The 22,279-nt window shown below is 57.3% G+C and carries 12 protein-coding genes; 10 read left to right on the forward strand and 2 right to left on the reverse strand.

Annotation, left to right across the window (positions count from 1 at the left end; genetic code table 11):
* Positions 1-3: 3 nt before the first annotated feature.
* Both NQ559_RS03270 and NQ559_RS03275 read right to left on the reverse strand, forming a co-directional pair.
* The gene (locus tag NQ559_RS03270) at positions 4-702 is read right to left on the reverse strand and encodes a 4Fe-4S dicluster domain-containing protein (protein WP_026318521.1); all 699 of its coding nucleotides are present in this window, start codon (positions 700-702) and stop codon (positions 4-6) included.
* A 103-nt stretch (positions 703-805) separates the two neighbouring features.
* Positions 806-1,291 (reverse strand): dihydrofolate reductase, encoded by a 486-nt coding sequence (locus NQ559_RS03275; RefSeq protein WP_018696671.1) that lies wholly within the window; start codon positions 1,289-1,291, stop codon positions 806-808.
* A gap of 248 nt (positions 1,292-1,539) precedes the next feature.
* Between NQ559_RS03275 and NQ559_RS03280 the strand changes: the two genes are divergently transcribed.
* The 10 genes from NQ559_RS03280 (at position 1,540) to NQ559_RS03325 (ending at position 22,274) form a co-directional block, all read left to right on the forward strand.
* The gene (locus NQ559_RS03280; protein WP_018696672.1) at positions 1,540-3,180 is read left to right on the forward strand and encodes a sodium:solute symporter family protein; all 1,641 of its coding nucleotides are present in this window, start codon (positions 1,540-1,542) and stop codon (positions 3,178-3,180) included.
* 4 nt (positions 3,181-3,184) lie between these two features.
* Positions 3,185-5,467, forward strand: coding sequence for an FAD-dependent oxidoreductase (locus NQ559_RS03285; RefSeq protein WP_018696673.1), 2,283 nt, complete (start codon positions 3,185-3,187; stop codon positions 5,465-5,467).
* Positions 5,468-5,498: 31 nt separating this feature from the next.
* Positions 5,499-8,087, forward strand: a complete 2,589-nt coding sequence (locus NQ559_RS03290; RefSeq protein ID WP_033395293.1) for a glycoside hydrolase family protein — start codon at positions 5,499-5,501, stop codon at positions 8,085-8,087.
* The gene (locus NQ559_RS03295) at positions 8,084-10,900 is read left to right on the forward strand and encodes a glycoside hydrolase family protein (protein WP_018696675.1); all 2,817 of its coding nucleotides are present in this window, start codon (positions 8,084-8,086) and stop codon (positions 10,898-10,900) included. The genes NQ559_RS03290 and NQ559_RS03295 overlap by 4 nt, the downstream gene beginning before the upstream one ends.
* A gap of 6 nt (positions 10,901-10,906) precedes the next feature.
* Positions 10,907-12,832 (forward strand): glycoside hydrolase family 97 protein, encoded by a 1,926-nt coding sequence (locus NQ559_RS03300; protein WP_026318522.1) that lies wholly within the window; start codon positions 10,907-10,909, stop codon positions 12,830-12,832.
* Between the two features lie 58 nt (positions 12,833-12,890).
* Positions 12,891-13,940, forward strand: coding sequence for a LacI family DNA-binding transcriptional regulator (locus tag NQ559_RS03305; RefSeq protein WP_244061984.1), 1,050 nt, complete (start codon positions 12,891-12,893; stop codon positions 13,938-13,940).
* A gap of 268 nt (positions 13,941-14,208) precedes the next feature.
* Complete coding sequence (locus NQ559_RS03310) at positions 14,209-15,645, forward strand: Ig-like domain-containing protein (protein ID WP_018696678.1); 1,437 nt, start codon at positions 14,209-14,211, stop codon at positions 15,643-15,645.
* A gap of 100 nt (positions 15,646-15,745) precedes the next feature.
* Positions 15,746-18,865, forward strand: a complete 3,120-nt coding sequence (locus NQ559_RS03315) for a SusC/RagA family TonB-linked outer membrane protein (RefSeq protein ID WP_018696679.1) — start codon at positions 15,746-15,748, stop codon at positions 18,863-18,865.
* A 9-nt stretch (positions 18,866-18,874) separates the two neighbouring features.
* Positions 18,875-20,566, forward strand: a complete 1,692-nt coding sequence (locus tag NQ559_RS03320) for a RagB/SusD family nutrient uptake outer membrane protein (RefSeq protein WP_018696680.1) — start codon at positions 18,875-18,877, stop codon at positions 20,564-20,566.
* A gap of 40 nt (positions 20,567-20,606) precedes the next feature.
* The gene (locus NQ559_RS03325) at positions 20,607-22,274 is read left to right on the forward strand and encodes a right-handed parallel beta-helix repeat-containing protein (protein ID WP_018696681.1); all 1,668 of its coding nucleotides are present in this window, start codon (positions 20,607-20,609) and stop codon (positions 22,272-22,274) included.
* Positions 22,275-22,279: the final 5 nt, after the last annotated feature.

A 22,279-nucleotide genomic window follows, 5' to 3' on the forward strand; every position in this document is an offset into this window, starting at 1 on the left:
CTGTCAATAATGTTCGTTGTTATTATGGAGGAAGACATCCATCATGTATTGCTGGTCGGCACCCTCCCCGTAGCCCAGTTCCCGGGCCTTGCGGTCGGAATGCTCCTCGATGGAGTCGAACATCTCCTTGCCGCCGCTGACTTCGAAGATCTTGTTGATCTCCTCGAGCGACTGTTCGTCCAGACGGCGCAGGGCACCCGCGCCGTGGCGCATGTATACGGGCGTGAACTGTCCGTAGACCTCCTTGTCGTTATCGTAGATCCACTGCCACACGGTTCCCTGCTCGGGGTGCAGCTCGGGCTTCACCAACCGCGGTACGATGCAGTAGCCCGTGCGGAGGATATTTTCGCCGATGATGCGCTTGAGGGCCAGCTGCTGGCGTCCCTTCTCGCTCTCGACGAAGAAACCCAGCTTCTGCGACAGTGTGCGCAGCGCCTGAATCACATACCCCGGCGTATTGCCGCGCGGACAGCGCGGGCGGCACGACATGCACTCGCCGCAATACCAGATCGTATCGCTTTTCAGCAACTCCTCGATGGCATCGTCGTCGCGCGTCTGCACGATATTGACGATCTGACGGGGATCGTAGTTGTAGAACTCGGCCGCGGGGCATACGCCCGTGCAGACACCGCAGTTCATGCACGAGTGAAGGCCCTCCTTCATCCGTACGTCCTCCATCAGCATATCGAAATATTTTCCCATAATCTCACCTTTCACCGGGCACGAAACCGTCCCGGATGCAACAAAAAAACCTTTGCAGTGCAAAGGTAGGGAATACGGGCGAGCCGTGCAGTGGTATAAATACCTAATTTCGCCGGCGCTCGTAGGTCTCGAACGCGAAAGGATAAGGGTAGTTGGCACCCGATGCGAAGGATTCGGACGACAGAAGCCGCCACTGCGCTTCGTCCCACTCGGGGAAATGCGTATCGCCTTCGTAAGCGCGGAACACGCGCGTCAGGTAGAAGCGGTCGGCCAGGGGCAGGGCCTGCGCATAAATCTGCGCGCCGCCGATGACGAAGACCTCGTCGTCCCCGGGGAACAGCGCGAGGGCCTCGCCGAGCGAATGCGCCACCGTGCAACCGGCAATCTCCGCCTGCTGCCGCGTAATGACCACATTGGTACGGTTCGGGAGCGGGCGCCCGAGCGATTCGTAGGTTTTGCGGCCCATGATCACGGGATGCCCCGTCGTGACGGCCTTGAAATGTTTCAGGTCTTCGGAAATATGCCAGAGCAACGTATTCTTATCCCCGATCACGCCGTTTTCGGCCACGGCAACGATGATGCTTACCATATATAATTTATTAACACGATCCGGCGCAGCGTCTGACTGAGGTGTCCGGCCGCCCTGCAAAGATAGTAATAAATCGGTTCGGTGCAATGGACTCGCCTGCGCACCGCCCTGTCCTGCAACCGACAGCTCCGCAACCGCTCCCGGCAATCGCAATCGTTCCCGAAATCGTTCCCGAAGATTTTATTTGCCGATTGTGCGGAATATCTTCCGGCATATTCTATTTTTGTTCGTAAACTACAACCCGAGCTATGGAAATTCTGGACTACATAACCATTGCCGTTTTTGCGGCGGGCATCATGTTCGTCGGTTCGCTGTTCTCCTCGACCGGCAAAAATATGAAGAGTTTTTTCGCCGGAGGAGGCAATGTCCCTTGGTGGATCAGCGGACTGTCGCTGTTCATGGGCTTCTTTTCGGCCGGGACATTCGTGGTATGGGGGTCGATCGCCTACTCAATGGGCTTTGTCGCCGTCACCATACAACTCACGATGGCCGTGGCCGGATTCGCCGTCGGCCTGCTTATCGCCCCTCGTTGGAACAAAACGGGTTGCCTTACCGCCGCCGAATACATCACACGCCGCTACGGAACCGCTACGCAAAAGCTTTACACCTACATTTTCCTTTTCATCTCGATCTTCACCACCGGCTCCTTTCTTTATCCGATCGCCAAAATCATCGAAGTGGCCGCCGGGATTCCGCTCTCGTCCAGCATCCTGATACTCGGACTGTTCTGTATGATATACGTCTCACTCGGCGGCCTTCGCGCCGTGGTCGTAACCGATGTGCTGCAATTCATCATCCTCTTCGCCGCGGTCATTATCGTCATTCCGCTCGCGTTCGGCGAAGTGGGCGGCGTTACCGAATTCCTCGCACGGGTTCCGGAGGGATTCTTCACCGTCTTTGCAGGAGAATACAACTGGGTGTTCATTGTCGCATTCATGCTCTACAACCTCTTCTTTCTGGGCGGGAACTGGGCTTACGTCCAGCGATATACGAGCGTGCGCACACCCAAGGATGCGAAGAAGGTAGGCATGCTATTCGGCGTGCTGTATACCTTCAGCCCGATCCTGTGGATGCTTCCGCCGATGATCTACCGCGTCTTCGAACCCGGACTCTCGGGACTCGAAAACGAAAACGCCTACCTGCTGATGTGCAAACAGACGATGCCCGCCGGCATGCTCGGACTCATGCTCGGCGGCATGATCTTCGCAACCGCAAGCTCGCTGAATGCCACGCTGAATATCTCAGCAGGCGTCTTCACCAACGACATATTCAAACGGCTACGTCCCTCCGCCGGGGAGACGACGCTGATGAAAGTCGCCCGCATCTCCACACTCGGCTTCGGAGTGCTGGCCATCGCCGTGGCACTGCTTATCCCCAAGATGGGCGGCATCGTCAATGTCGTAATCAGCGTGGCGGCCCTTACCGGAGTTCCCCTCTATCTGCCGCTGATCTGGAGCCTTTTCTCCAAGAATCTGAACGGCAGGGCGATCCTCAGCACGACCGTCACCAGTCTGACCGTCAATGCGTTACTCAAATTCATCGCACCCACCACCGTCGGCTTCTCGCTCAGCCGGGCAGAAGAGATGCTGGTCGGGGTGCTCTTCCCTGCGCTGCTGTTGGCCGGCTATGAAATTTATCATAAACTGTCCGGCTCGCGCATCTGCGTCCCGATGCCTGCGGCAGAGAGTACTGCGGCACCCGCCGCCGAGGACGCCGGGACGGATAACAACAACAGCATCCGCATCATCGGCATCGGAGCGGCGATTTCGGGCTGTTTCATCTCCCTTATCGCGCTCGTATCCGGCGGTGAGACCCTCGTTCCTCTCACGACGGGTATCGTTCTGACGGTATTGGGCGGCCTGATTTTCCTCACGACAAAAAACAAATAAACATATGTTTATCGGAGAATTCGAAAAAAAACGCAAATCGGCAAAAGTATGCAGCCGTCATAGTCTGGTGATCGTCGGCGGAGGCCTTACCGGCGTATGCTGCGCCATTACCGCAGCCCGTGCGGGCACCGACGTCGCACTGATTCAGGATCGTCCCGTGTTGGGCGGCAACGCTTCGAGCGAAGTCCGCCTGTGGGCACTGGGGGCCACCTCGCACATGGGCAATAACAATCGCTGGTCACGCGAAGGGGGCGTCATCGACGAAATACTGGTCGAGAACACGTTCCGCAACCGGGAAGGCAATCCCGTCCTGTTCGACATGGTGCTCATCGACAAGGTGCTCTCCGAGCCGAACATCACGCTTTACCTCAACACATGCGTATACGACGCCGAGATATCCGACCGCACCGTCAGATCGGTCACGGCGTTCAACCCGCAAACCGGAACGTACCACACGATCGAAGGCGATCTTTTCGCCGACTGTTCGGGTGACGGCGCGCTCGCCTACATGGCAGGAGCCGAATATCGCATGGGAGCCGAAGACCGCGAAGAATACGGGGAGAAGTTCGCACCCGACAAAAACGAATACGGCGAACTGCTGGGACACAGCATCCTGTTCTACATCAAGGACACGGGCTGCCCCGTACGCTTCGAAGCTCCCGAATTCGCTCTGAAGGAGGTTGAGGAGCTAATCCCTCGGCTCCGGAATCCGGAATATTTCAACACCTCGCAGCACGGCTGCAAATACTGGTGGCTGGAGTACGGCGGACGGCTGGACACGATCCGGGATACCGAAAAAATCAAATTCGAACTCTGGAAAATCGTCTACGGCGTTTGGAATCACATCAAAAATTCGGGCAAATTCCCGGAAATGGAGAATTACACGCTCGAATGGGTCGGGCTTTTCCCCGGCAAACGCGAAAGCCGGCGGTTCAAAGGCTATTACATGCTAACCCAGCAGGACATAATCGAACAGCATGAACAATACGACGCCGTTTCGTTCGGCGGCTGGTCGATCGACCTTCACCCCGCCGACGGCGTTTACGGCACAGGACGGGCCTGCAACCAGTGGCACAGCAAGGGCATCTACCAAATTCCTTACCGCTGTCTGGTGACGCCCGACGTAGACAACCTCTTCATCGGAGGCCGCATCATCAGCGTCAGCCATGTAGCCAACGGCTCCACGCGCGTCATGTGCACTGCCGCACACGGAGGTCAGGCGATCGGTATGGCGGCCGCAATCGCCCTGCGCGACAAACTCAAACCGTCCGACCTTATCGACAAGGAACGCATCGGCGAACTGCAGTCCGCACTGCTCCGAACCGGGCATTTTCTGCCGGGAGAGCGGTTCGGCCGCGGCATGCTGCCCCCGACAGCCCGGATTACCGCATCCAGCGAGTTTGCGCTCAGAGAATTGCACCCCGACGGCACCTGTTTCCGACTGGACTGCTCCGCCGCCGAGCTTATCCCGGTCAGCGCCCCGGTTCCGGTCATCAGTCTTACCGTAAAAGCGGACAAGGCGACCCGGCTGACGGTCGAACTGCGCAGTTCGTCGCGCAGGGGCAACTACACCCCGGACACGACCGACAAGCGGCTCGATTTCGACCTCCGGGAAGGAGAAAACAGGCTGACCGTCGATTTCGGAATGCGCTACGACGCACCGCAATACGTCTTCATCTGCTTCATGGCCAATCCCGACGTTAGCATTCCGATGAGTTCGGAGATCGTCTCCGGCCTGACTTCGGTATTCAATACCGTCAATCCCGCGGTCTCCAATTTCGGCAGGCAGGTTCCGCCAGAGGACATCGGAGTCGATACGTTCGAATTTTGGTGTCCCAAGCGCCGTCCCGAAGGAAAAAACATCGCACTCGAATTCTCCGCGCCGCTGACCTGCTTCGGGGCGGAGAACCTCCTCAATGGCTATTTCCGTCCCTACATACAGCCCAACGGCTGGATCCCGGCTCCCGACGACGAAACGCCGTCGATCCGCATCGATTTCGGCGAAGAGCGGGAGATCAAACAAATCCGGCTGTTCTTCGACACCGATTTCGACCACGCGCTGGAAAACGTGCAAATGGAGCATTTTGATTCGGTGATGCCCCAATGTATCCGCAAATACCGCATTACCGACAGCAACGGAAACCTCCTGTCCCACACGGAAGGAAACCACCAGAGCTGCAATACGATCGCATTGGACACTCCGCACAGGCTGCGTTCAATCCGCTTCTGGCCGGAAGATTCCGAACCCGGAAAACACAAGGCCCTGATGGGTATCCTTGTCGAATAAATTGTACAACTTCGAATCAGAAACCGACGCCATGAAACCGCACTTCAAAATATTCTCCGCATTCGTCCTGTTGCTGTCGACCGCCTGCACATCCTCTGACGAATTGACCGTCAGGAACAAAGAACTGGAAATTCGCTGGGAGCAGACTGCGGAAGGATGGAAAATTTCACGGATTACCGACCGCCAAGGCCGTTGCTGGGGACTGCCCGACGGGGCGTATACGATACTCTTCAGCAACGAAAAGCCCTCGACGGAGCCGGAAACGATTACCAACCGCAGCGGCGACACCATGGACTTCGACATTGCACGGTTCCATTACATTGCCAAGGATTTCAACAAGGCGACCTCCTCCGTGCCGATGAACCGTGCGGGCGAAGCACTGCGCTTTTACCCTGAAAAAGGCTGGAAGAAGGGACGCACCGTCTGCTTCGAAGCCCGAAACGAACTGGGACGCCTGCGCACGACATGGAGTCCCGACCCGGATTATCCGGCGGACATACGCGTCGAAAGCGTATTCTATCCAACGCGTAAGGGATACTATTCGGTGAGCACACCCACACTGGCCATACTTCCCGAAGAGCGGCTCGGCTGGAGCGTTGTTCCGGGTTTCTTCCAAGGCGACTACATCCAGCCCGTATTCCACCTCGCCTACATGTACGGACAAGGGCTGCCCCACCTTCCGGTGGTATGCAACGACAATACGGTCACCACGATGATTACGTCCATGACCGAAAAAGGGGGAAATACACTGGCGCTAATTCCCGACAGTGGCTACTCCCGTTCCGATTATACGGGCGACAAGCGCATGCACGGCATCTCATGGCGGTGCGGCCTTTCGCACATGAACCGGCAGGGAGAACTCTCCCCGACGCTCTACTATCCGGTGCTCGGACAGGACGGATCAGAAAGGCAGGCAGGCGACTCCGTCCGATTTGGATTCCGCGTCAGCATGACGGACAAGGGATGGTATGAACTGCACAAACACGCCGTTTATGACATTTACGGTCTGGGAAACTCGCTCGCGCTCAAACATACGGCCATTCCTCTCTACAAGCGCATGAAAGCGATCTGGGACTACATTCTCGACGATTCGCTCTCTTTCTGGCGAACCGCCGATTACAAGGGGCTGACCATCGGAGCGCAGGACTATCTGGGGGGAGTCGTCGAATCCGACCGCGACGCCATGAAGAATTCCGACATCGGCGCATCGTGGATGCTCGCCTCGATGACTGGCGATCCACGGCTGACCGAAGAGCGGCTCCCCTTCATGCGCAATTTCAAACTGATGCAGCAGGCCCCGGCGGACGATCCCAACTACGGCGCGGCCATGGGACAGTATTACCTGTGGAAAAAGAAAAAGTTCGTCGAAGAATGGGGTGACCATATCGAACCTATCGGCATCACGTACTATACGCTCATGGACTTGGGAAACATCCTGCTTTTCGAGCGGGACGACTCGCTGCTGCGCAACAGCTTCCAAGCCGGAGCCGAACGGCTGCTGTCGTTGCAGCAGGCCGACGGCGGTTTTGCCGTGGCATACGGCAAACACGACGGGAAACCGCTGTTCACCGACCTGCAAGACCTTCGCCCCACGTTCTACGGCTTCGTCGTCGCCTACGAACTGCTCGGAGAACGGAAATACCTCGATGCCGCGGTACGGGGCGCCGACTGGTTCGTCCGCAACGCCGTGGACAAGGGAGCCTTCACCGGCGTCTGCGGCGACGCGCGTTTCATCAATGATTTCGCCACGGGACAGGCCGTGCAAGCCCTGCTCGACGTGCACGACCTGACCGGAGAGGCCAAATACCGGGAGGCCGCACTCCGCACGGCCCGGATGTACACCACGTCAATCTATACACACCCGACACCGAGCGACCGTGAAATCGAATACAAAGGGCGGAAGATGCAGGAATGGCAGATCAGTCAGGTCGGGCTCTGCTTCGAGCACGGTGGCTGTGCCGGATCGGCGGTCAAGAGCGGCCCGATCCTGCTCACCAGCCATTGCGGCATGTTCGTAAGGCTGTACGAAGAGACCGGTGACCGGCTTTTCCTCGACCTCGCGCGAGCTGCAGCCACAGCCCGCGAAGCGCACCTCGCACCAGACACGCATATGGCAACCTATTACTGGAGCCAGTTCGACCGAGGGCCCGGCCCCTTCCCGCACCATGCATGGTGGCAACTGGGATGGATCGCCGATTACGTCTTCGCCGAAGCAGAAATGCGGAGCGGCCGCCAAATTTCGTTTCCCCGCGGTTTCATGACCCCGAAAGTCGGGCCGCAGCGGATCTTCGGATTCAAACCGGGAACCGTATACGGAGAGCTGGCGAATCCGGCCATGGTCAAAGGACTGTTCGACGCAGACAATACCGACATCGAAGTTCTGTCGGCCATAACGACGGATCGGAACAGACTCTGTCTGATCCTGATGAACAGCACGCCCCGGAAACAGCATACGACGCTGACGGTGCATCCCGCGGCCATTCCCGGCAGGCGCATCGACACCGCTTCGGCCGCTGATCCCGCAACCGGCCGTAAAATCATGCCGGGCAACGACGGAACGTTCGGCATCACCCTTCCGGGCTACGGAATACAAACCCTGAAATTCGACCTCGAACCATGACAAGAGCCGGCTGCATACTGCTGATCATACTGGCCGCGGCGGGAGCATACCGCCCGGCACAGGCACAGGAATTCAGGGTGAAACCCGATCATACGGTCGTGTTCGGCGGACAGCACCTCCTGCCCGACTACCTGCCGGAATTCACCGTCCTCTTTTCGGCTACGGATCCGCAGCTGAAAATGCGTCCGGCGGGCATCCCCGACGTACAGTACAATGTGGCTACATGGCTCAGCGACTGCCCGGATCTGAACCGCACGGATCGCAGGGCCGATCAGTCGGGCGACGGCTTCGACGATGAGATACTCGAGGGTTCCGTCGAATCGCGGACGGCCGACATTTTCAATTCAGGACGCATCATCGTCATCCGTCCCTCCTCCCACCGTGCGGAAGGAGGGCACAAAGTCACTTTCGGCTACCCCGAAAACGCCCTTTTCCGCATCACAGCGGAGCTGACGGCCGACACCACGACGGGACATCCCCTTCTCACCTACCGTCTCACGGCGAAAACCGGAGGCTGGTATTCGGTCGGATTCACCGGTTTCGCGGGAACAGAGCCGGAGCGAACCGACGAAATCTGGCAGCCGCTGATCTGGCAGGAGAAACGGTTTCCCGACAAAAGTTACCTCACGCTCGCATTCCGATGTCCCGTCCCTTCGGCGTTCATCACCTCCCGCAATACGACATACGGCATTTTGGCCCACCCTGCCGAATTTCCGTTCGATCCGCTGCCGACAGCCGCCAACAGCCGTTTCGGCGTCGCCGTGCGCGACCGCAAAGGCTTGGCATCACCGATGCTGTTCGCCCCGGTTCCGGGCGGCATCGGCTCCGAAACTGCCCCAGGCGGGGAACTCACTTTTTCCGCACTGCTCTGCGGACAGCGGGGCGACACCACGGATGCGCTCCGGAATGTCGCAGAGAACCTGTTCGGCTTTACAACCAACCGAAACAATGCGCTCGGTTCGCTCAACGAGACGATCGAAAACATGATCTCCTACGTACTCGGCCCTTACAGCCGTTTTTTGGACAACGAAAAGGGCTGCACCTATTCGACGGATGTTCCGGGCGCAGTGAAAAACGTTTCAAGTCTCAATCCGCTGGAAATCGCCGCCCTGAACGACAACCGGAAAATGCTTCTCGAAAGGGCGCTGCCGGTATACGAATACGTGCTGTCGCGCGAAAAGCTGCTCTTCTGTGCCGATTCGACACAGAACATCCAGTACCCTTCCCGGCGTATGAACGGCCCTTGCTGTCCGATTTCGGAACTGACGGCGCTCTGCAGCATTCTGAAAGGCAGCGCCCCTTACCTGCTCTCCTTCGCTAAAAAGGAGTACGGCTCCACGCGCACTCGCAATCTGGATGTCGTCGAAGAAGGCTGCACATGGAAAAATGCCATGCACCTTTACCGGGCCACCGGAGAGACCGAATACCTGAAAAAAGCCGTTGCGGGAGCCGACCGATACATCCGCCGACGCATCGACACGCCGGCCACCGATTTCCGCGATCCTGAAGCCGGAGGATTTTTCTTCTGGACGGGATTTGCCCCGAAATGGATCGACCTGCTCGAAATGTACGAACTGACGGGTAACAAAGCCTATCTCCGGGCCGCCCACCGCGGGGCCAAACTCTACACGCAGTACATCTGGTATTCCCCAGCCGTCCCGGATCGGAACATTCTGGTCAATCCCGACGGGAAGGCCCCGCACTACCAATACCTGAAATCGAAAGGGCATGCGCAGATGGACGCTCCCGCCGAACGGGTTCCGGCATGGCGGCTTTCGGAAATCGGACTCACCCCGGAATCCTCGGGCACGAGTACCGGGCATCGGGGTATCTTCATGGCCAACTATGCCGCATGGATGCTGCGGCTGGCGCATTACACGGGCGACGAATTCCTGGCCCGCACGGCGGATCACGCCGTCATAGGGCGCTACCGCAACTTCCCGGGCTACCACATCAACACGGCCCGCACGACCGTATACGAAAAGGCGGATTACCCGCTTCGGGAACACATGAAACTGGGCGCCAACTCCTTCCACTACAACCACATCATGCCGCACATATCGCTGCTTTACGACTTCCTCGTCACGCAGGCCCTGTACCGAAGCGACGGACAGGTGAATTTCCCGGGTGAATTCATCGAAGGATACGCTTATCTGCAAAGCAAATTCTACGGTCACCTCCCCGGCACGGTCTACGGCCACGAAGCCCGGTTGTGGATGCCGACGGGGCTGGCGGCACCGGCCGACCGGCAACTCAACTACATTTCGGCCGTCGACGACGACGCATTGTACATCGTTTTCATGAACCAGTCTCCGGAAACGGTCGAAACGGAGGTCGCGCTGGATTACGCCCTGAGCAGACATTCGAAAGGCCGGCATTACAGGACACAGGTCATAGGCGGCAGGGGCGTATCGGGGCCACTCGTCGACGGACGTTTTCCGATCCGTGTCACCGGAAACGGGATCGCCGCAGTCAGGATCGAAACCCCAACCCCGATTCGGCCGCAGCTCGCCGCACTCTTCACGGCTGGCAAACAGTGGCAAACCTCTTACGCCGCGACGCAGGATGACGCCGTACGCTGCATGCGGATCAGCTTCGGCCGGGCTGCAAACAACGTATTCGTCTATCTAACCAAAGACGACACGCAGTTGCAGAAAGTCTGGTTCACCATCGACGGACGGCAGACCGAAGACACCCACTATCCGTTCGAACATACGGCGGCCATCGACGGAGAGCGGACGGAGATAGCGGTAAAAGCCCTTACCCGGCAGGGCGAAATTATCGAATGGGAAACTCTGGAACTTAAAAAATAACGCAACGTGAGAAAAACAGCATTTTTCGCCTTCATGGCCCTTCTGTCCGCAAGTTGCGGCAGTAGCGCACAAAAAAGTCCTTCGGGTAATATCCGGGCAGAGGTATTCGCCGACAAGGAAGGTCTCAGCTACAGCGTAACTCATGACGGCCGCACGATCATCGATACATCGGCCATGGGTGTAACCATCGACGGAACGGAGTTGTTCCGCGATGCGGTTCTGCGCCCGGCAGGCACACGAAAAATCAACGAAACCTATTCCGTCACGGGACGCAAAGCCGTGTCAGAGAATCGGTGCAATGAATACCTTTTCGACGTAACGCATCGCCCTTCGGGCTATACATATCAGCTCCAGACACGTCTCTACGACGACGGCTTCGCCTACCGGTTCATTCTGCCGGGAGACGGCAAACGGATCGTCAACGGGGAAGCGGCCCAATGGCGGCCACCCCACCGGAGCAGGGTATGGTTCGCCGAGCGGAACTCGGGATGGAAACTGCTCACCTATGCCGGCGAATGGATATCCACGACGGCCGACAGCCTGCACATCGTCTCCCGACAGGGGCCCGTGCAGACCATGCCGTTGCTCTACCAAACCCCTGACGAATACGTGATGATCACAGAAGCCGCGCTGTACGGCTACAGCGGCATGCGTTTGCGGGCAGAAGCCGGAGCCAGCCTGCGGGCCGACTTCACCGAGCAGGAGGGATTCGAGCTGTCGGGCGACATCGTCACCCCATGGCGCGTCACGATCATCGCCCGCGACCTCGATGCACTGGTAAACACCGACATCATCACGAGTCTCAATCCGGCTCCCGATCCGGAACTTTTCGCCGACACGTCGTGGATCGTGCCCGGACGTTCGTTATGGAGCTGGTGGAGCGGCATCGACGGCCGCTTCATGACCCTCGAAGGCGAAAAGCGGGTGATCGACACCGCATCGTCACTGGGCATCGAATACAGCACCATCGACGACGGTTGGGAAGAACGTCCCGACAAATGGAAATTCCTGCAGGAGTTGACCGGATACGCCGAATCCCGCGGCGTGGGACTATTCGTATGGCGCCACTGGGAGAAACTCAACGACCCGGCGGACGATTACCGCCAGATGCGCGGCTTTCTGGACTCGGTCGCAGCGGTCGGCATAAAGGGTGTCAAGGTGGATTTCATGAACGGCGAGGGCATACGCCAGATCGACTTCAATACCCACCTGCTGAAAAATGCGGCACGACGCAGACTGTTGGTCAACCTCCACGGCTGCCAGAAGCCGACGGGCGAAATCCGCACCTACCCCAATGAAATCACCCGCGAAGGCGTGCGGGGCATTGAACTCAACCGCATCACGGCCAACTACGAAAAACGGATGCGGGACGAAGGTCACGCCCCCAATCCGAACCGCTATGTGCCCGGCGACGAAAACCAGAACATTCCGGCCAGCCACAATGCTGCCCTGCCTTTCACACGCGGCATACTGGGCGCCGCAGACTACACTCCGGTCGCATTCACCATGCCCGGCGGCACGACGGCCGCCCATCAGCTGGCGTTCGCTCTGCTGCTCGACTCGCCGCTGTTGACGATCGCTGAAAATCCGTTCGTCCTCTCCGGCGACAAGCGTTACCGCCCTGCCCTCGACATCATCCGCCGTCTGCCGACGGTATGGGACGAAACAGTCGTATTACTGCAAAGCGAGATCGGACGGCTGGCCGTCATCGCCCGCCGCAAGGCCGGCACATGGTACATCGCCGGTGTGAACACCGCTCCCGCCGCGGTGACGATTCCCGCCGGATTCATCCCCGCGACGGCCCGAAAGGCGCAGATCGTCCGCGACGCGGCGGACGGTTCGCTGCAAACGGCCGAAGTCGCACTGCCGGCGCCGGAACCACTCGTCATGCAGTTGCCGGAGAATGCGGGATTTATCGTCGTGCTCGAATAATCTTCCGGGAACCGGGAATCTTTATTTTTTGTAAACTGTAAAAAAAATACTATTTTGCGTGAAAAAGCTGGAAATGATAAAACATGCCACGATAAAGGATCTCGCCCAAGCTCTGGGCATATCCAAATCCACAGTTTCACGCGCTTTGGCCGATCATTCCGACGTCAAGCCCGAGACCAAACGGCTGGTGCTCGAAATGGCCGAAAAAATGAACTACCGGCCGAACCCATACGCTCAGAACCTGATACGGAGACGCTCGAAGGTCATCGGCGTCGTCGTACCCGAATTCGTCAATTCGTTTTTCCCGCGCATCATCATCCAGATACAGAAAGTCTTCGAGAAAGAGGGTTTCAATGTCCTGATCACCCAGTCAGGCGAATCCGCCGAGATCGAACTCAAGAACCTGCATCTGCTGGAAAACAGCATGGTGGAGGGCATCATCCTTTCCGTCACCGAAAAGGATCGCAACGACGAATATTACCGAAGGCTAATCAACAACGGAATCCCGATCGTTTTCTTCAACCGTCCGAGCAACGAAGTCGAAGCCAGCAAAGTGGTCATCGACGATTTCCGGATGGCATTTTTCGCCGTAGAGCACATTCTCTACGCCAACAGAACCAAACGCACCCGACCGCTGCACCTGATGGGACCGAAAGGGATTTTCAACTCAGCCACACGCTACCAGGGTTACAAGGACGCCCTCTGTAAACACGGCATCGCCCCCGCACCCGATACGTTCATCCAATGCAAGGGCATCACCCGCGAATGCGGTTTCGAGACCATGAATATGATACTCGACGGCGATCGTATTCCCGACGCGGTGTTCTGTTTCAACGACCAACTCGCTATCGGAGCGCTCAAGGCCATCAAAAAGAGGGGTTACCGCATTCCGGAGCAAATCGCCGTGATGGGCTTCTCGGAATCGCAGTCGGCCCTACTGACCGAACCGCAGCTGAGTTCCGTGGCCCAGCCCCTCGACCTGATCGGCGAAACGGCGGCAAACTTGCTGTTGGAAAAAATCAAGAATCCCGATGCCCCGAACCGCACGGTGGTACTCGACGCGCGAATCAACATCCGCGAATCCACCGACATAAGGCTGCAGCAATAGCGCGGCACGCACATTCGGCGAAGCGGGAGGAGCATCCCGAAAATAATACAATCAGTCCCGATTCCGTCCTGAAAAAGTTTTTTCAGGGCGGTTTTCTCACTTTTGAAGACATTTCCGGGAACGCTCCCGGCTAATCAAACCGTTCCCGAAACCGTTCCCGTTAATTTATTTCACGACACGAGATTCAAAAAATATTCATTCTGATAATTTTGCTTATAAGATCAGGCGATTTATCCGCTGTATGCAACCAACAAACAAACCCTAAAATATGAAAAAACTTCTTTACGCTTTTCTAATCACCGCTATCGCTGCTGTCCATTCCGGCTGCAAAGATGACGAGGGGCAATTCATCCATGTCGAAAAAGTAAGTATCGACGTTCGGGAACTCCACCTCAATCCCGGTAAGACATATCAGCTTTCGGTCACGATCACGCCGGAAAATGCCACCAACCAGAGAATCGCATGGTACAGCTCCAATACGAACGTGGCCACCGTGGATAAGAACGGCCTGGTCACAGCGCTGGCTTTCGGCGAGGTGACGCTCACAGCCGAAGCCAACGACATGCACGTCAACGACGCGATCCACCTCACGATCGACGACGTGGACAACAGCATTCCCATTGAAAGCCTGACGCTCGACGCTACGTCCAAGACATTCGACTTCGCAACTGATCCGGGAGTCGGATACTTCCAGTTCACCCCGACAATCCTGCCGGAGAGCGCCACAAACAAAAAGCTCAAGTGGATCTCCGACGATCCGCTCGTCGCCGAAATCGACGAAAACGGCCTACTGGTTCCCGTATCGCACGGCAAAACGACCATCCACGTCTCGACCACCGACGGCGGAAAGAAAACCGCCCAATGCGAAGTGACCGTGATCGGAGTAAAGGATCGCAACTATGATTCGGATGACGACTATTACAAGATCATCTATTTCCCTGTAAACATCACCGTCAAAGACGAGAACGGCCAGGCGACGGAACAAACATGGCTCGACCGCAACCTCGGTGCCAAAAGCATCGCCGCCGCATCCAATGACTATGCGGCCTTCGGATCGCTCTTCCAGTGGTCGCGCAAAGCCGACGGACACGAAAAGACCAAATGGACTTCTGCCACGGCTGGTTCATTCGTCAATGCCCTCGCACCGCTGAACACTCCCACCGCCGACCGCCGGGAGTCGGGTCGGGAAGGTTTCATGCCAACTAACAAGGAGCCCCACGACTGGGCGCGCGACGACACGTCGAACCGGGACGGACTCTGGGGCGGCCGCTTCGAGGACAAGACGTATGCGGCGCCGCTCGATGCCGCCACGCAGGACAACAATCCCTGCCCTCCGGGCTACCGCGTACCGACGGTGAACGAATTCATCGAGATGGCCAAAGCCGTCACCGGACTCGAAACGATGGTTTACGGCGACACCTCCTACAAGGTGACCGATCTTGCTGCCGTATTCGCCCGAAGCCCGCTCAAAATGCCGTGGGCAGGACAGGCGGTCGTCGGGGGAACCGTATCGGGAGGCCGCGGCGTCTACTGGACGAACATGCCCATCATCGCCGGCGCAGGCAACATCTTCACCAATGCGGCGCGTTTCATCATGCTCAACGGCACCAGCATATACCTGAACAACTACCAGCGAACCAACGCCTACTCCGTGCGGTGCATCCGCCATACACCGCTCGACAAAGAGTCCGCCGAAATGAGATAATTCCGTATCCGACATCTCCGGAGCCGTCCCGGACACGGGCGGCTCCGGGGGCATCGGATCCACGACATACCATCCAGTAAAAACCAACCTGAATATAACCATGAAGAAAAGTGTACTACTTTTACTATTATCGGCCCTGTTTACGTACGGCAGCGTCTATGCCCAGCTCCGAGTAACGGGCACCGTGCTGGACGCCGCGACCAGCGAACCGATGGCCGGCGCGAGCGTGATCGAGCAGGGAACCACCAACGGAACCACGACCGACACCAAAGGCCGTTTCGCCATAAGCGTCAAAAACCACCAATCCGTCCTGACCTTCTCGTTTATTGGTATGGTACCGCAGAACATCATGGTCGGCAGCAGCACCGATCTGCGGGTCGAGTTGCAGCAGGATGTGACCCAGATCGAAAACGTCGTCGTGCAGATCGGTTACGGCGACGCCCAGAAGAAAAATGTCGCCGGCTCGCTGGGCGTGCTGAGCACGTCAGAGATCACCAAATCCAAAGGCACGAGCTTTATGGATGCGCTCCAGGGCCGCATGGCCGGCGTGCAGGTCAGCTCCAGTTCGGGCGAACCCGGCGCGGGCATCGACATTACGATCCGCGGAGGCAACTCGATCAATGCTGGAACACAGCCGCTGTATATCATCGACGATGTACAGATTGACGTCAATGCCGACGAAGTCGCCACGAGCAGCTACACGTCGGCCAACGTGCGCTACAATCCGCTGGCGGGCATCAACCCATCGGACATCGAGTCGATCACCGTCCTCAAGGATGCGTCGGCAACGGCCATTTACGGGTCGCGCGGAGCCAACGGTGTCGTGATCATCACCACCAAAAGCGGGCGCGGCGAAAAAGCCTCAGTCGATTTCGACATGAGCGTCGGCCTGGCCCGGATGTCGAATACGATCGATGTGCTTCAGGGACAGGAATTCGCGGACTACCGTTTCGCAAAGTTCCCGACCAGTGATGCGTGGGGTATCGACACCAACGGCGACGGCCTGCCCGATCAGGTGAGGGACTTCTCCGACTACCGCAGCCGCAACTGGCAGGAGGAGGTCATGCGCACGGGTATCATCCAGAGCTACAACATCGGCGTCGCTTCGGGCGGCAGCGCGAAGACCAAAGTGGCCGCTTCGGCAGGCTACCTCAATCAGGAAGGCATCGTCAAGAAGAATCAGATGGAACGTTTCACGGGCCGCATCCGTTTCGACAGCGACCTCAGCAAGCAGTTCACTATCGGCGGTACGATCAACTTCTCCCACATCGTGACCAAGGGAGCCGTCACCAATGCAGGTGCCAATTCGTACAACGGACTGGTGCAGAGTTTCGTTCTCTACAAGCCAATTTTCGTGAGCGACGACGATGACGAAGCATCCAACCCCGAGAACTACAACCTGACGAACCCCATCACCTTCATCAACGACTCCTACAAGGCATCCACCCAGAACCGTACGATCGGAGATCTCTACCTCAAATACAAGATCCTCAACAACCTGACGCTGCGTATCAGCGGCGGCGGTACGATTCTGAATTCGAAGACCGAAGAGTGGTATCCTTCGACGACCTCGTGGGGCTACTCCAAAAACGGCATGGCCGTCGTCGCGGAGAGTGGCGCCGAATCGTGGCAAACCTCCAACACGCTGACTTATGCCATCTCGCGCGGCAAACACTATTTCAACGCCGTACTCGGATTCGAACTACGCGGCTACACCGCAACACGTCTCAGCACCCGCGCCGAAGGATTCGAAAACCAGAGCTTCAACGGAGCGTTCGACATCGGGCAGGGCTCCGTATTCCCCGAGAACGTACAAACCAACCGCGAACGCAACACCTCCGAATCGGAATTCCTGCGCCTGAATTACACCCTCGCCGAAAAGTATATCTTCACGGCTTCGATTCGACGCGACGGTTCGTCCAAGTTCGGCAAGAACAACAAGTACGGCTACTTCCCCTCAGCCGCTTTCGCATGGAGCATCGGCAAGGAGGAGTTCATGAAGCAGCAAAAGATTTTCAGCGACATGAAACTGCGGCTCAGCTACGGCGTGACGGGTAACGACCGCATTCCGGCCTACCAGTCGCTGAGCCGTACCGACAAGACCTACTATTCGGGGGACAACAACTCCGTACAGCTGGGTCTGTCGCCTTCGGAGATATCGAACCCCGACCTCAAGTGGGAGACGACCTATCAGCTCAACGGAGGTCTGGATATCAGCATGTTCCGCAATCGACTGAGCATCGAAGCCGACGTTTACTACAAAAAGACCAAGGATATGCTCCTGCATGCCGACATTCCCAGCCAGATCGGTTCCTACCGTCAGTGGCAGAACATCGGGCAGGTGGACAACAAAGGTTTCGAGCTTACGATCAACACGGTCAATATTCAGAAACGCAACTTCACATGGTCGACAAGCCTGAATTTCAACCTCAACCGCAACAAAGTCGTATCGCTGGGCGACGTCAGCTCGATCCCGGTCAAGGTCGCCGGCGGACACATCACCGAAGTAGGCCGCGTCATGGTAGGACACCCGATCGGTTCGGGCTGGGGATACGTCTTCGACGGCATTTACCAGAAATCCGACTTCGACGAACAGGGGAACCTGAAAAAGGGCGTGCCGTCATTCGCAGGAATCACCGTGAAGCCGGGCGACATGAAGTTCAAGGACATAGCGGGCAACGACAACGTCATCGACCCGAACAACGACAAAACGGTCATTGCGAACAGCGACCCGAAGCACTTCGGCGGCATGACCAACAACTTTACGTTCAAGAATTTTGACCTCAGTTTCATGTTCCAGTGGTCTTACGGCAACGACATCATCAACATCGGCCGCTACCGTTACGAGGGTTTCGTGGGCTACAACAACGTCTCGACGGACTACTGGCGCAACCGCTGGACGGAGGAGCGTCCTAGCAATAGGTATCCGTCGCTCAACGGCGAGGGCAAGACCGAAATGTCGAGCTACTACGTCGAGGACGGTTCTTACCTCCGCCTGAAAAACCTGACAGTAGGCTATACGCTGCCCACACACATCTCGCGGAAAATCGGACTCTCCCACCTGCGGGTCTACGTCACGGCCGAAAACCTCTTCACATGCACAGGCTATTCGGGCTATGATCCGGAAGTATCGTTCTGGAATCGTCTGATTCCCGGACTGGACTACACTAACTATCCGCGTGCACGATCCGTATTTTTCGGAGTTTCAATCAAATACTAAAACAGCGATATGAAAACGTTCTATTCGAAAGCACTAAAATACACGACTGCGTTCCTGCTTTGCACGGCGATGGCGGGCTGCACCAGTTTTCTCGACGAAAAAACCTATTCGTTCGTTTCGGGCGACGACCTCTATACCACTGCCGCGAATGCGGAGCTGGCCCTCACGGGCGTATACGACATACTCAACGCAGGATCAATTCAGGGAACCGGCAACCAGCCCCTCTGGGGACGCGGCATGCACTACCTGATGATGCTCGGCGACGAGATCGCCCCCAACGGCATCAGTGACCCGCATCATCAGATCATCGCCAGCTGCGGTTACAATGAAGAGGCTGACTTTGTCTCGATGGCATGGTTCGGACTCTTCGTCGGCATCGACCGTGCCAACCACATCATTCAGAAAGTTCCGGCTATCGACATGGATCCCAAACGCCGTGACGAAATCGTCAACGAAGCTAAGTTGCTACGCGGCCTTTACCGGCTCTATCAGGCGTGGCTCTGGGGCGAAGTCCCCCTGCCGAACACGCCCAACTCGTCGGCCGAAGCTCCGCGCGAACCGCTCGACAAGGTCTACGCCTGCATTGAGGAAGATCTCGACAAAGCCTATAAGGAACTTCCCGACCGCAATTCAAATGTAAGCGGCCGCGTAAACAAATGGACCGCGGGCAGCTATCTGCTCAAGATGTATACCTATCTGGCATCCTGCAAGGAGAACCGCGTAGGACAGGAACTCGGCTCACCGATCAACAGTTTCGACTGGGTAGATGCCGAAGCGTGCTGGAAAAAAGCCGCGGCCATCGCCGAAGATATTTATGCCCACAGCGGCTATAAGCTCATCAGGCCCTACCATTACAATTTTCTGGCCGACACCAAAAGCAGTCAGAAGGAGGAATGCATGATGGTCATGCAAACCGGAGCAGGCGGCTCGAACGAATATTTCCTCTTCGCCTACTGGGCCGGGCCGCAAGGTAACGTCGGCACGAACGGAGGCGGTTACGGCTGGATACGCCCGACTGGCGAGTTGTCGGACAAATACGTGACCGAGGACAGCCGCATGGCCTGGAACCTCTGCGGCAGTCTGGGTAACAACGTCACCGATTATACGACGGTCAACGGAGCGAAATATTTCAGTCCCGTGGCGCTTTACGCATCGGGCGCCAACCTCTGCCACGGTAAGTTCCGCCAGTCAGATCCCGCAGTCAGAACGTCGCAGGGCATTCCGACGTGGGCAAGCAATATCGACTTCCCGATGCTTCGCTTTGCCGACATCGTACTACTGTACGCCGAAGCGCTTTACAAAACAGGCAACGAATCCCTTGCGCGCGAACTGGTCGAGGAGGTGCGCAAACGCGCCTGCACCGACACGGAGGGGAAACTCGACGAATCGGCGCTCAACGCCATGAATTCGGCCTACTATAAGACCGATTTCATGGAAGAGCTGCTAGACGAACGTTCGCGCGAACTCTGCGTCGAGGGCTGGAGACGCATCGACCTGATCCGCACGGGCAAAATGACGGAGGTGATCGGCGGAATAAAAACCGTCAATGACACCGGCAACAAATATTACTACTTCGCCCCGCAGATGGAGCCGATCAAGAACAATTACAAACCGTACAAGATATGGATGCCGGTACCCAAGCGCGAACGCGAAGTGAACAAAAACCTGAGCCAAAATCCGGGGTACTCGCAGACGATCTGACGATTCCTGCGGGTAACCTCCGACAACAAACCCTATTCAGATGAACAAACTGACTGTTTTCTGTGCTGTCGCATGCCTCACGACATCTGCGGCAGCACAGAATTACCCGGATCTATACGAGATCCTCGACCGACAGAAAGGCCAGATCCTCATCGAAATACCCAAAGGCACCTATACGCTCGACGTGCGTAACAATGGGCCGTACAAGTTCCACAACCTGACCGATGTCCACATTAACGGCAACGGATCGACGGTCATCTGCAACAATCAGGAGCAGGCGTTCAGCTTTTACAACTGCGTGCGGGTGGAGCTGCGCGACCTGACCATCGACTACGATCCGCTCTGCTTTACGCAGGGCGAGATTACGGCCGTGGCCGAAGACGGAAGCTGGTTCGACGTCCGGATCGACAAGGGGTATCCCGTAACCGGTCTGGCCGCCAACCGCGTGCAGTTCTACGATCCGCAGACACGCCTGCTCAAGCGCAACAGCATCACCACCTACACGAGCAACTACTCCGAGCTGAAACAGCTCGGTCACAACCTCTTCCGGGCCGTCAAGAACGGAACGTGGAGCGCAGGCGAGCAGGTCGGGGATCTGGTAGTCATGGACGTCAAAACGGACAAACCAAATGCCGGCGTCCATACCATCATGCTCAACAAGTGCTACAACACCAAACTCGAAAACGTTACGGTATACGGATCCAATACCTTTTCTTTCTTCGAGAAAGAAGGTTACGCCAACGAATACAAGAACTGCGTTGTCGATCGCGGCCCCATGCCACAGGGCATCGCACCCCGCCTGCGTTCAGGCAACGCAGACGGCATCCACAGCAGTCAGGCCCGAAAAGGCCCGACTGTCACGGGGTGCAAGGTGGGCCATAACGGCGACGACTGTATCATCGTCTGCGGACGCTCATTCCCGGTCGGATCGGCGGATGCCGCAAAGAGGACGATCGACCTGGTGACGCGCGAAACTCACCCCGTATTCCGGCGCGGCGACAGATTGGTTGTGGTCGGTTACGATGGAAAACGCAAAGGCGAGCTCCGGCTGGTTTCGATCAACCGCTTCGACCCGACCGAAGAGCAGCGCAACGCCGTGACGAGGGGCTATCCCTCGCTGCTGTCGAAACCCTCCTACAAACTCGGGTTCCGGCTCAAGGTGAAGCAGATGCCGTTCGAAATCGGCCCCGGCGACGTGGTTTTCAATGCCGATGCGGTCGGCAGCGGATTCCTCGTCAAAGACAACGAAGTGGGGCACGTACGTTCGCGCGGAATCCTGATCAAGGGTATCGACGGAGTAGTGTCTTCGAACAAGATAACCGGATGCGCCATGCAGGGAATACTCATGTCGCCCGAAATCGAATGGATGGGAGGAGGCTTCTCCTCGAACGTACAGATCGTCGGCAATACGATCGAGGAATGCATGTTCGAGCGCGGCAATCCGCGCTTGCCTCCTGGAGCGCTGTCGCTCTTCTACATCACCGGCGACGCGAAAGTCGCGGATCCGGGCGCATTCATGAACATCACCGTTCAAAAGAACAAGGTAACCGACTGTCCCTACCCGGCAATCGTCGTCACGTCGGTCGACGGGCTGAAGATGTCGGACAACGAGGTCGAAAACTCAAAAGAGGTGACGCGTAACCACGGAAAGCGGTACGGCGCCGACACGGGTGCGCCAATCTGGGAAAAGAACAACGTAAAGAAATAGCCATG

This window comes from Alistipes onderdonkii (assembly GCF_025145285.1).
Taxonomy (GTDB): domain Bacteria; phylum Bacteroidota; class Bacteroidia; order Bacteroidales; family Rikenellaceae; genus Alistipes; species Alistipes onderdonkii.